General features: G+C 40.9%; 11 protein-coding genes. All 11 read left to right on the top strand.

The features are described 5' to 3' along the window. Positions 1–23 precede the first annotated feature (23 nt). A complete protein-coding gene (locus tag MKY20_RS19475) occupies positions 24–854 on the top strand; it encodes a tagatose bisphosphate family class II aldolase (protein ID WP_341003395.1) in 831 nt (276 codons plus the stop codon). After that, positions 841–1,794, top strand: a complete 954-nt coding sequence (gene pfkB / locus MKY20_RS19470; RefSeq protein WP_341002529.1) for a 1-phosphofructokinase — start codon at positions 841–843, stop codon at positions 1,792–1,794. The genes MKY20_RS19475 and pfkB overlap by 14 nt, the downstream gene beginning before the upstream one ends. 33 nt (positions 1,795–1,827) lie before the next feature. Next, entirely contained in the window at positions 1,828–6,216 is a 4,389-nt protein-coding gene (locus MKY20_RS19465) for a TIM-barrel domain-containing protein (protein ID WP_341002527.1), read from the top strand. Positions 6,217–6,410: 194 nt separating this feature from the next. After that, positions 6,411–7,232 (top strand): SRPBCC domain-containing protein, encoded by an 822-nt coding sequence (locus tag MKY20_RS19460; protein ID WP_341002525.1) that lies wholly within the window; start codon positions 6,411–6,413, stop codon positions 7,230–7,232. After that, positions 7,201–7,782, top strand: a complete 582-nt coding sequence (locus MKY20_RS19455; protein ID WP_341002523.1) for an SRPBCC family protein — start codon at positions 7,201–7,203, stop codon at positions 7,780–7,782. The genes MKY20_RS19460 and MKY20_RS19455 overlap by 32 nt, the downstream gene beginning before the upstream one ends. Before the next feature lie 243 nt (positions 7,783–8,025). Then, positions 8,026–9,207, top strand: a complete 1,182-nt coding sequence (locus MKY20_RS19450; RefSeq protein WP_192908524.1) for a glycerate kinase family protein — start codon at positions 8,026–8,028, stop codon at positions 9,205–9,207. A 1-nt stretch (position 9,208) separates the two neighbouring features. Further along, positions 9,209–10,663: an SLC13 family permease gene (locus MKY20_RS19445; protein ID WP_341002520.1), complete on the top strand. Its 1,455-nt coding sequence runs from the start codon at positions 9,209–9,211 to the stop codon at positions 10,661–10,663. A 185-nt stretch (positions 10,664–10,848) separates the two neighbouring features. Continuing rightward, on the top strand, positions 10,849–11,265 hold the full coding sequence (locus tag MKY20_RS19440; RefSeq protein WP_009330480.1) for an Rrf2 family transcriptional regulator: 417 nt from the start codon (positions 10,849–10,851) through the stop codon (positions 11,263–11,265). Between the two features lie 90 nt (positions 11,266–11,355). Beyond that, complete coding sequence (locus tag MKY20_RS19435; protein WP_251266603.1) at positions 11,356–12,255, top strand: NAD(P)/FAD-dependent oxidoreductase; 900 nt, start codon at positions 11,356–11,358, stop codon at positions 12,253–12,255. 203 nt (positions 12,256–12,458) lie between these two features. After that, the gene (locus MKY20_RS19430; RefSeq protein ID WP_341002518.1) at positions 12,459–12,656 is read left to right on the top strand and encodes a class I SAM-dependent methyltransferase; all 198 of its coding nucleotides are present in this window, start codon (positions 12,459–12,461) and stop codon (positions 12,654–12,656) included. Positions 12,657–12,705: 49 nt separating this feature from the next. Continuing rightward, the gene (locus MKY20_RS19425; RefSeq protein WP_254786562.1) at positions 12,706–12,849 is read left to right on the top strand and encodes a hypothetical protein; all 144 of its coding nucleotides are present in this window, start codon (positions 12,706–12,708) and stop codon (positions 12,847–12,849) included. The last annotated feature ends 347 nt before the right edge of the window (positions 12,850–13,196 follow it).

Genomic DNA, 13,196 nt, shown 5'->3' with positions numbered 1-13,196 from the left:
ATAACATTGTAAACACCATTGATATGTTCAGAAAAGCCCAGCAAGAAGAATATGCGATTCCTGCCTTTAATATCCACAACCTTGAAACATTCCAAGTGGTGGTGGATACTGCAGCAGAATTGAACTCACCTGTCATACTGGCTTCCACACCAGGTACCATTTCTTATTCAGGCGGTGACTATTTGGTGTCAATTGGAAATGCTGCAGCAAAAAGATATGAGATTCCGATCGCTCTCCACCTTGACCATTTTGAGAGTTTTGAAGAAATCAAGAAATATATTAAATTTGGTTTTAAGTCTGTGATGATCGATGCCTCCCATCATCCTTTTGAAGAAAATGTCAAGATAGTAAAGGAAGTTGTCGATTATGCCCATGAATATGGGGTCTCTGTTGAGGCTGAATTAGGCCGTCTAGGGGGAGTAGAAGACGACCTCGTTGTGGATGAAAAGGACGCGAAGTATACCAATCCGGAGCAGGCTGGAAAATTTGTGGAGTTAACCGGGATTGACTCTTTGGCAGTTGCTATTGGAACTGCACATGGATTATACAAGGGTGAGCCTAAAATTGACTTTGATAGGCTGGATGAGATCCGCTCCATGGTTTCTATTCCTCTCGTCCTTCATGGGGCTTCCGATATCCCGGATACAATGGTGAAGAGAACAATAGAACTCGGTATTTGCAAGGTAAATATTGCAACAGACCTAAAAATCCCATTTTCTAATGCGGTCAAACAATACTTTATCGAGAACCCGGACGCAAATGATCCCCGAAAATATATGACTCCAGGCAAAGACGCGATGAAGAAGGTAGTCGAGGAAAAAATTCTTATGTGTGGCAGCAATGATAAAGCCTAGCATACTAACCGTTACCCTTAACCCCGCTATAGATACTGTCTACCGCCTGGAATACCTTAAAATTGGAAGAAGCACACGTACGAAAAGTCCCCTTAAAACTGCAGGAGGAAAAGGACTGAACGTTACAAGGGTGTTGAGCATTCTTGGAGAAAGTGTGACGGCAACCGGTTTTTTAGGGGGGAGCAACGGGGATTTTATCCGGAATGAGCTGGTAAACCTTGGTGTCCGTGATGAATTTGTGAAGATTGCAGGGGAAACAAGGCAGTGTCTTGCCTTTCTTGACAACAGAAATAATCAGACAGAAATTCTTGAGGAAGGGCCCTTCATATCCGTCTTGGAGCAGGAAGAGTTAAAACAGCGCTTGCGCATCTTAATAACTGAAGCTCAAATCCTTATAGTAAGTGGTTCAATGCCCCTTGGAGTATCATACAGCCTCTATCAATGGATGATAAAAGAGGCTAAAAATCATGGAGTCAAAGTTCTCCTGGATACCAGTGGAGAGGCACTAGCCGAATCTCTGTCTTATGGACCTTATTTAATCAAACCTAATCGTGAGGAACTTGAAGGGCTTCTTGGCCGTCCCTGCCGGGAAGAAACAGAAATCTGGAAATCGATGGAGAAGATAGCTGAGAACGGCATAGAGATTGTAATTGTTTCAGACGGTGAAAGGGGATCATTCGTTCATTATAAAGGGGAACGGATGAAAGTGGCAACTGCAGAAATTCGGGCAGTTAGCCCTGTGGGGTCCGGAGATTCATTTATTGCAGGTTTTGCCGCTGGACTTTCAAAAGGATATTCAGTAAAGGATACTCTGATCCTGGCTTCTGCTTGCGGCTCAGCAAACGCAATGGAAGAGAGGACTGGATATATAAATCTCCAAAACTTGAATACATTGATTGAACAAATTTCAATAAACTCAACTTGGTCAGGCAGTTTATAAAAATTTTTCAAAAGATCGCGGAGGTGCCGGATATTGTTAAGAAAGCGAAATAAACAGAAAAGATTTGCCTCTATATTTCTTTCATTCCTTTTGGTCATATCGCTTATTCCACTCAGTGCGGCTGATGCTGAAGAAAATTCAGATACTTCTTCCATCGGCAAAGTTAGTAGGATACAAAAAGAAGGCAGTGATATTTATCTTGATTTCTCTTCTGGAAAAGGAATTAAATTAAGCTTTCTGAAAGACAATGTTTTCAGGCTTCATCTGGATCCGAGCAGTGAATTTCCTGAATACCCAACACCTAACAAGCCTGACCATGTGACGAAAATCGTGGATAAAGATAAAAACGACTACCAAAAAGAATATGGAACCGTAAACGTAAAGGTAAAAGAAGATTCCGATTTTTATAGGATATATACAAAAATATTGGAACTAAAAATCTCCAAAACTGACTCCAAAATGAGCATGATTAATAAACAAAATAACAAGGTTATCTGGAGTGAGAAGGAGCCGCTTTCTCTTGAAGCGAATAGCGCAGTTCAGACACTTAATACAAAAGATGGTGAATACTTTTACGGTGGAGGACAGCAAAACGGCTACTATTCTCACAAAAATAATAAAGTAAATATCTCCATCGGAGGCGGATGGGATGCAGGTGCAGCATCAAGCCCTGTTCCGTTCTACTTGAGCACTGAAGGATATGGAGTGATGAGAAATACGTTTAAGCCGGGTGTCTATGACTTTTCCAAAACGGCAACTTTTTCACATGAGGAAAATAGATTTGACGCTTATTACTTTGTTGAAGACTCCATTCCGGAAATTATTAACGAATATACCGAGCTGACTGGAGAAGCAGCATTAATGCCGGAATATGCGTTTTATTTAGGGCACGCAGATTGCTTTAATGGCACTCACAACGGCCATAAAGACCAGAGAACCCTCCTTGGCAAAGGCTTGGATACATTAAATCAATATGTGGAGAAGGATATGCCGCTCGGCTGGTTTTTGCCGAATGACGGTTATGGATGCGGCTATGGTGGATTAGAGAATTTGGAGAAATTTGCGGATGAAGCAAATGAGAAAGATGTTGAAGTAGGCCTCTGGACACAAAGCAATTTATACCCAGACCCGAGCCTGCCTGAGGATAGCCCATTGCGAAGGGATCTTGATGGTGAAGTGAAGGCGGGAGTAAGAGCTGTTAAAACGGATGTTGCATGGGTAGGACAGGGCTATTCCATGGCTCTTAACGCAACACGCCAGGCTGCTGAAGGAATCGAAAAGCAGGAAAACTCAGGCGGAGCACGCCCGTTTGTGATTAGTCTCGATGGATGGGCAGGCACCCAGCGTTATGCCACTCTTTGGTCTGGTGACCAGTATGGAGGGGAGTGGGAATACATCCGCATGCATATCCCAACATACATTGGAGCGGGATTATCCGGCAATCCGAATGTTGGTTCGGACATGGATGGTATTTTTGGAGGAGATCCAGTCATCCAGACAAGAGATTTTCAATGGAAGGCTTTCTCGCCAATTCAAATTGATATGGATGGATGGGCGTCATCCGGAAACGATTACAGCAAATCCAAAAACCCTTGGAATTATGGCGAACCTTATACTTCCATAAACCGCATGTATCTGAAGCTAAAAGCGCAAATGATGCCATACATTTATACGATTGCAGAAGAATCCACTTCTACCTCTATGCCTTCTGTCCGGGGAATGATGCTGGAGTATCCAGAAGATCCATTTACGTATGGCACTGATACACAGTACCAATATATGTGGGGGCCAAATTTACTGATAGCGCCTGTCTACAATGAAAAGGATCATGCAGCTGGTGTAAGAAACGGAATCTACTTACCGGATTCTGAACAGGTTTGGATCGATTACTTTACAGGTGAGCAGTATCAGGGCGGAGCAGTTTTAAATAATTTTGACGCCCCATTGTGGAAGACACCAGTCTTCGTGAAAAATGGAGCTATCATCCCAATGGCTCCTGAAAACAATGCGATTAATGAGCTGGATGGATCTGAAAATCGAATTTTTGATATATATCCAGCAGGGAAATCTGAATTTACTCTTTATGAGGATGACGGTAAAACAACTGATTACAAATCTGGGAAGAATACAAAAACCAGGATTTCATCTGTCGTAGCAAATGATAAAGTAAAAATTACCGTTCATAAAGCAAAAGGAAAAGGCTACAAAGGAATGGTCAAGGAAAGAGGAACCGAATTCCTCGTTAATACACGAAAGCAGCCTGAATCTGTAACTGTAAAGGTTGGCGGCAAAAATAATAAACTGCGAAAAGCTTTAACAGAGGAAGAATACAGCCGCTCTGAAAATGTTTATTTCTACAATGAAAGTCCGAATCTTAATAAATATTCAACGGAAGGCTCTGAGTTCGCCAAAACAAAGGTAACTACTGCACCGAAGTTATTTGTAAAGATTGCAAAAACGGATATAACCAAGAATCAAGTGATGCTTACGGTAAATGGATTTAACAACACGCAAGAGAAAGAAGTAAAAGATACAGAAGTGCCTGATGTGCCTTACGGACTCGGAGCCGCAGATGAAAATATTACAGATAAAAGCATAAAACTTAATTGGAATAAAGTTGAAGGTGAAAATCTTTCCTATGACCTTAAAATTAATGGAATGATATACAAAAATGTTTATTTCGAAAAAGAAAATGAGAAGCCGTTTTTCGAGCACGATAATCTAAACTTTGACACAGAATACAGATATAGTATCCGGGCAGTTAATACAAAGGGTGCATCAGACTGGAGTGATGAAATAACCGTAAAAACCAAGCTTGATCGATTCAGAAACGTTCCGAAGAATATGACAGCCAATGCCTCAAGCAATCAGCCTGGGAGCGAAGCATCGAGAGCAGTAGACGGAGATGAAAAAACACAATGGCATACAGCTTGGGGGTCAGGAAACGTTCTTCCTCATACCTTTGAGATTGATATGAAGCTTGCCTATCAATTAGATAAGCTGGAGTATGTGCCTAGGCCGGATGCAGGGAATGGAACAATTCTTAAGTATGACCTGGATGTCAGCCTTGATGGGAAGACATACAAAAATGTTATTACCGATGGGACTTTTATTAGGAGCAATGAGACAAAAACGATTCAATTCAACGAAGAGGTAACTGCACGGTATATTAAATTAACGATTAAGGATGCTGTGGGGAAATTCGGATCTGCACAGGAATTCAGGCCTTACAAAAAGGATAAATCTGAAGGAATGGTAGTCGGTGAAAACATACCTAATGGTGCCATCGACGAAGAGGATCTGCTTTTCTTTGCCAGTTATATGGGTGTGGACACAACAGATACTTCTTGGGATCAGGTGTCCAAAGTGGATATTAACTATAATGGCGTGATTGATTCTTATGATTTAATGTATGTAGCAGGACAGCTTGGTGAGACACAGCTCCAGCCGACTAATCGTCCTGCAGCAGGACTGCTGAGCATTCGTCCTGATAAGCAGCAATTAAAAGCAGGGGAAGAGTTTGCAGTAGAGGTAATAGGTGCAGGGATGAAGGATATTAATGCCTTCAATCTTGAACTTGAAATTGATCCAAATAAGTATGAAATTGTAAAAGAGTGTTTAGAAGGATCTGAATGTGGCGAGAGAATTGCCGACTCTGCTGCTTCTACCGCGAATATGCTGAATTATTCAATTCTTGCAGGAATAGGCAATGAGAAGCAAAGAATTATGGCTGCTTTTTCAAACAAAGGTTCTTTTGAAACGTTAGAAGGCACATCAACTCTGGCAGTCATTAAGCTAAAAGCGAAGAAAGATTTAGAGTTTGATATACCGATTACGAGATCCTTGCTTGTGAATACAAGCTTTGATACCATCGATGAAATCGGTCAGGTTTTAAAGCCTGGAGAAGAGCCTGGAGAAGTCGAGCAGCCTGAAGAGCCGAAGGAACTGCTCATGACGGCAAGGGATATCGCTGTATCTGGTGAAGCAGATAAAATGCAGGATGGTGCTGAAGCCTTCCCGCTGTTAATTGACGGTGAAATAAGTGAATCTTCCCTGGCTGAGCTTAAGTGGAGCATTACGGAAGCCGATGGTATTTCTCTTCCATTAGAGGTTGATTTCAGCTTTAATAGTCCAACAGAACTTACCAGATTTGAAGTATTCAACAGACCGCTTTATACCAATGGGAAAATAAAAGCCCTTCGTGCAAAAGCTTTTGATGAAGAAGGGAATGAGTATGATTTGGGTAGAATGGAAGTCGGGTCAAGCGATAAATCTGTAACCTGCGATTTAACTGAACATACTCAAATGCCATCCGGCAAGAAAATGGTTAAGTTCAAAATTATATTTGAAGAATCTCATAGTGGGCCGCTTATGCTTTCAGTTGCAGAAGTGCAATTCTGGAAGAGAAACGCTGCCAATTGAGAGCAATTAAAAAAGAATTGAAGAAAGCCATGGATAGTTCCATGGCTTTTCTTCGTTAGGATTTAAGAAATCAATTTATAAGTAACAACGGATTTAGATAGAGGGGTTTTCATGGTTATCTTGACTGGTGATGATCAACATGTTACCATAACGTCACATATTAAACTTTTATTTATAACGAAAGGGCCGATGTAATGAGCGACGAGCTTTCCACCGTTTTTAAGGCATTGGGACATCCAATCCGCAGGGAAATTCTCGATATTCTTAAGAAATCGCCAAGAACGACCGGAGAACTTAACGACTATTTTCCTGAAGTTACAAGGTATGCCATTATGAAGCATCTAAATATTTTAGAGGAAGGCAAATTAGTTTTGGTACGGAGAGAAGGAAAATATAAAAGGCATTTTCTTAATGCAGTGCCCCTTCAGGAAATGCATGAGCGCTGGGTAGGTAAATACATGAAATCCGCAGCCAGCTCGCTGTTGAATTTACGGAGGGCCGTTCAAGATAAAGGAGGAGACAAACCGATGGATTCAGCAAAGGAGTTTCGCATTGAACAGGAGATATTTCTTGATGCACCACGAGAAGAAGTATTTAGGGCATTAACCGAAAAGGTGGAAGAGTGGTGGGAGTTTCGCATAGCTCCAAAAGGAGTAACATCCCACTTTACGTTTGTGCCTGTTCCAGGAGGGCAATTCACCGAAAAATGGGGTGAAAAAGAAGGCGCAGTCTGGGGGAATGTATACTATGTGAATGCGCCTGAAGAAATACGGCTGCACGGCCATCTGGGCATGCATGGAGCGGTAAACAGTGCCTATACGTATCGTCTTCTTGAGAAAGAAGGAGGGACGCTGCTGCAGCTTTCCCATACAGCCTCTGGTGTTATTCAGGAGCAATGGGAAGAGGAGCATTCCAAGGGATGGGAATACCTGCTTGGAACCCTGCTAAAAAAATACGTAGAATCGAACTATTCTGGAGGACAAGATGGTAGATGTAATCACAGAAATAACAATTAATTGTCCTGCTTCACAAGTGTCAGAGTATGCTTCAAATCCCGATCATGCTCCTGAATGGTATGTCAATATACATGCTGTTGAGTGGAAGACACCAAAACCGCTTCAACTAGGATCACAGATTGCTTTTAGAGCGAAGTTTCTTGGCCGGGAACTTGCTTATGTTTACGAAATTACTGATTATATTCCAGATGAAATATTGGTAATGAAAACTGCAAATGGACCATTTCCAATGGAGACTATCTATACATGGCAAGCGATCGATGAAAATCATACCCTCATGACATTAAGAAATAAAGGGAACCCAAAAGGGTTTAATAAGGTCATGTCTCCATTGATGGAACCGATGATGAGAAGAGCAAATATGAAGGATTTAAAAAAATCAAAGCCATACTTGAAAAATAATTTTTATCATCCATCCGGCAGGAAGGTTTTTCTGTGGGTTCACATAAGGTGTATGCCCTATGCAGCTTTAAAAAGGCTGTTTAACGGGCTGGGCACCTTATTAATAAGCTGCAGTTTTCACCTTAAAGCATACATATGGCGATACTAATGCCTCATTATTCAATTAGCAATTTTAAAACCGTCCAATCCCTATCAAATCAAACTAAGCCGTCCTATTTAGGGCGGCTTAGTTTGGTTATGTTCCCCTTTTTTATAAAACTAATTTATAGTAGATGCTCCTTTTAGCAGATAGGGGCAGCGCCATTCTCATCATTTTTTAATGATATTTTAAAAGAATTCTAGTTTTTGGAAGGTACATTACAATTACTAACTAATTTAGGAGGAAAGCTAAATGAAAATTGTGATTATACCGTCTGGTTTTAAAGAGTGCCTGGATGCGGAGGATGTGGCGCTGGCGATGGAAAGGGGAGCGCAGCGTTATAACGGGGAAGCCGACATTGAAATAATTCCTATGATTGATGGCGGAGAAGGGTTTGCAAAAACCATTACGAGATTAAAAGGCGGTCACTTGATTTACGTAGATGCGACGGGTCCTGTCGGCAAAAAGGTAAATGCCCATTTCGGCATTTTTGCAGAAAATGGTGAAATGACTGCTGTTATAGAGATGGCTGCAGTGGCAGGTCTGAAGCATGTTCCCCTGCAGGAGCGCAATCCTTTACTGACGACTACTTATGGGGTAGGGGAACTGATTCTTGCTGCTTTGGATTTTGGAGCTGATCGTATTTTGATCGGCTGCGGCGACTCCGGCACTTCAGATGGGGGGGCAGGGATGGCCCAGGCACTTGGTGTCCGGTTTTTGGATGGTAATGGAAATGTAGCCGAAATAAAGGGAGGTGCTGATTTATTAAGAATAAAGCAAATAGATGACTCAGACATGGACAAGCGAGTCAGGCAAATTGAAATTGACGTGGCCTGCAATTGGAAAAATGTTTTATGCGGGGACAATGGAGTAGCGAGGATATTTGGCCCGCAAAAGGGTGCAACCAAAGAGCAGGTAAAAATATTATCCGAAGCCATGGAGCACTATGCGAATCTTTTAGAAGAAAGTTATAGGTTCGATGTCAGATACCTCGAGGGAAGCGGTGCCTCAGGAGGGCTCGGGGCAGGTTTGGCTGTTTTTGCTGGGGCAGTGCTTCATCCTCGTTTCAGCCTTATAAGAAAATACATAAAGATAGAAGAAAAAATTGCTTCCGCTGACATCGTGCTGACAGCGGAAGGGAGTATCGATTTCCAGACTCCAAATGGAAAAATACCGACTGAAGTCGCCAGAATTGCCAAAAAATACGATATACCCGTCATAGCCATCACAGGTTCGGTTGGAAAAGGGGCATCCTTGAATTATGATGCCGGCATAGATGCCTTTTTGAGCATAATTCCAAAGCCGACATCTCTGGAAAAAGCAATTCTGTATGCTCCTCAGTGGATTGAGGACAGTACAGAATCAGTCATGCGGCAAGTGGACATTGGCTATAAAATGGCCAGCAGAAACCGGGTCAATGAAGGGGCAGTCTAATATGCAGACTAGAATGGGAAAGCATGGGCAATCCGGCCATCCATTAATTATGCTTATAGACTGTATTTCCGGGAGAAGCCTGGCCATAATCAGCGCCCATGTCTTCTTCTTTCTGTTGATTGCGTTCGCTGATGGGGTTGATTATAAAGCAAAGTTATCGATTTTCATATTTCTCTCCGCTGTAACACTATGGATTTCAACAAAACTCCCTGCTGGATTCATTGCATTTGCCAGCATCGTATTCATCATTTTAATGAATGGAGCGAGTCAGGAGCTATTATATCTGTCCCTTTCGGAGGAAGTGGTATGGCTGATGGTGGGGGCATTTATCATAGGGGAGGCAGTTGAACAATCAGGTTTAACCGGACGGTTCATTCAGTTTATCTTAGGAAAAAGCCGGACGCCGGCAAAGCTGAAAAGTGGGATGATATCCTTTCTTTTCGCCTCTGTTTTTTTTATACCTTCAACAACCGCCAGAGCTGCCATGGCAAGGCCGGTCATTATTCATCTGGCAAGCAGGCTGACCGTAAAAGAGAAAAAAACTCTAACAATCACTATACCTATTGTCATTTTAATGAGTACATCGGCAGCACTTATTGGTGCTGGTTCCCATGTCATTGGTGTTGGTCTTTTGGAAACTGGGGCTGGCCAATCCATCTCTTATTTGCAGTGGCTAATGTGGGGACTGCCTTTTGCATTGATCATGACAATCGTGAGCTCAATAGCCGTTCAGTGGATGGTGAGGAGCGATAAGGAATTGGAAGAATCACCTTTTATACCTAATATACAGGATACGCCACCTCAAATGCCGCTTACAGGAGCGGAAATTAAAACTCTAATAATAGTTTCTCTTCTGATCATAGGATGGATGACTGACAGTTTCCATGGATATGATCTTGCATTTGTTTCCATAATCGGGGCAATTGCGCTGACCATGCCGAATATGGGTGTAATTACCTGGAAACAGGGGCTTAAAGCAGTTTCTTGGAATTTGATTCTTTTTGTTGCAGCAGCATCCGCACTAGGAAAAATTCTTGTTGAAAATGGTGTGGCAGATTGGATGGAAGGAAAGATTACAGGTTTTCTTCAAATCTTCACTGATGCTCCGGATTGGATTATGGCAGCAGTAATCCTTATCATCACCGTCACCAGCCATTTATACATTACATCCCATACAACAAGGGCAATTATTTTGGTTCCAGGGATCATTCTGTTTAGCCAGTCAATGGGAATGAATCCATACGCAGCCGTCTTTATCAGTTTAATAGGCATGAACTACTGCATCACTTTTCCAGTAAGTTCTAAGGCACTGCTCCTTTTTTATGAAGATGATGAATTAAGTTATGATGCAGGTATTTTAGCTAAGTTAAGTGCAATCCTAATGCCCCTTTACATTGCCATTGCAGTTATTTTCTACTGTACTTATTGGCAGTGGACGGGTATGAGTCTATATTGACTGAAATACTTACCGCGTTTTTAAAAATGCGGTTTTTCATTTGAATTGGAAATATATTTAATTAGGATGAACCGAACGAACTGGTTAGGGAAAATTAGATAGTGTGCTTGAATGTTACTTAAATTTAGGGTAAAGTTAATTGTAGACATTAAAGATCTTTAATGTATTCATAAAGGAGATAGGAAATGAAATATTCAAAAGCCACCAACTATGCATTGCACACAATGGTATATTTAACTTTAACACCCAAGGGGAAATCTGTTGGCGTTGAACAGCTGGCTAAAATCCAAAATCTTTCCCCGACCTACCTGTCGAAAATTCTCACGAAACTTGTAAAGGCAGGCCTTATTGAATCAACTCCTGGTGTTAAGGGCGGATACAGCATTGTAAGCCATTCGCGTAAAACTTCCTTTCTGGATGTCATTCATGCCATCGAAGGGCACACCACCTTGTTTCATTGTTCTTTGGAACATGATGATTTACAAAATGAAGATTGCTTAATTGAAAAGGTAATGTTTGAAGCTGAGAAAAAGATGAAAGATGAGCTGAATACAAAATATATTTCTGATATTGCAAAAGAGATTGATTCCACAAAAAAATAAAAAAAGAATTGTAATCAGTCTAAGTAATTTTTTTGTGATAATCATAGATATTAAAAGTCTACAATATATTTAATTGAGGAGGAAATAAATATGCTGTTAGATTGTGTCATTATCGGCGGAGGGCCATCCGGATTAAATGCTTCACTTGTTCTTGGAAGGGCAAGGAAAAAGGTTATCCTTTTTGATGAGAATAAACCCAGAAATGCGGTAACTCACGAATCTCATGGTTTTATTACAAGGGATGGCATCAAACCTTCTGAGTTTAAGAGAATTGCCAGGGAAGATTTAATGAACTATCCTGACATCACAATGGAGAACCAGCGGGTTACTGATATAAAGAAAGAAAATGATGCTTTCATGGTTCGTGCAGAAGACGGCAGAAGCTTTCGCTCCAGAAAGGTCCTTTTGGCTACAGGTCTAAAAGATGAACTTCCAGCAATTGAAGGAATTCACCAGTTTTATGGCAAAACCTTATTTAGTTGCCCATTTTGCGATGGCTGGGAATTAAGAGACCGCCCATTAGTTCTAATCTCAGAGGATAACCGTGCTTTCCATATGGCAAAAATGATTTCAAATTGGAGTAATAATCTTGCTGTTTGTACGAATGGCAATTTGATATTTTCGGAAGAACAAAAAGAAATATTAATAAGAAAACAAATAAGGGTATTTGATGATGAGATAGCTGCTTTAGAAGGGGAAAGCGGGCGCTTGGCCAAAATAAAATTTAGAAATGGCAATGAACTTTTTAGGGCTGGAGGCTTTGTCACAACGGGTTTAACCCAAGCTGCGCCATTTGCAGAAGTATTAGGATGCAAGATGAATAATATGGGAGGAATTGAAACAGACACCCTTGGCCGAACAAATATTGAAGGTGTTTATGCCAGTGGTGATAATTCTATCCTGGCACCTTCACAATTGATTATTGCTGCCAGTGAGGGAAGTAAAGCGGCTATAGGAATCGTTCATGATTTAGTAAATGAAGATTTTTAAAAGGTGTTGGAAGTAAAACTTTTTTTACTATAATTAAAGAGTATGTGTGTCTTTAATATCCATTAATATTATTTGGTGAGTTACACATTGTCCAAAGGAAGAGTTGATCAATATGGAAGAAAAAATGGAACGTGCAGAAAGAAAAATAGAATTTCTGGAAAATCCAAAATAAGAGGTGATATTCCACTAAAGAACTGCTGTGAATGATCCCTATTAAGAATACGTACACGATTTCGGATATAGATGCTGGCACTGGTTATATTACAGTCCCGGCAGCAAGAGCCACAGCTGGAATGGTTTATGCATTAGATATTGATGGAGATATGCTGGATGTGATCAAACCCAAAGTGGAAAAGGAAAAAAATGGAAATATCATAATACTAAAAGAAAGTAATCATTAGTTCTCCATGAGATGCCATCCTTACCACGTGCACTGGGGCAAATAAACGAGTGCTTAAGCCTGGCGGCTATTTCGTATGTATCGAAATTGAAAAGAAAGACTTTCCAAAAGAAAGACATCCCAGAATTGCTTCATCTGAAATGGAAGAAGCAATTAAACTTGCAGGGCTGAATGTATCCATGAAGCTTTTTTAACAGATGCCATCTATATGATTATAGCTAAAAAAATTATAATTGAAAATGAGGAAGAGCTGTGAACTTCTCCATTTCTTTAGAGGGCAGTATAGACCTAAGGAGTGAGACATGGCTATGAAATCAATCTAGCGATAATTGGAATCAATACTCGAGCTGGAGTACTCATCAATTTTGGTTTCATTCGCTTCTTATTTTCATACTTATAAACGTTGTCGGGTTTGCACAGGGAAGGAAAACGTTCACCTGCACTGATACCATCAGAGAACGCTACTCGCTTTAGTTCCGGTGCTGTATTTGATTTTGTATAAGGGTGTTTATAAATAAACTTTGAGTGCTATTTTTACTTT

The organism is Cytobacillus sp. FSL W8-0315 (assembly GCF_038002905.1).
Taxonomy (GTDB): domain Bacteria; phylum Bacillota; class Bacilli; order Bacillales; family Cytobacillaceae; genus Cytobacillus; species Cytobacillus pseudoceanisediminis.
Note: the sequence above shows the minus strand (reverse complement) of the source record. Positions and strands in the feature narration are given on the sequence as shown.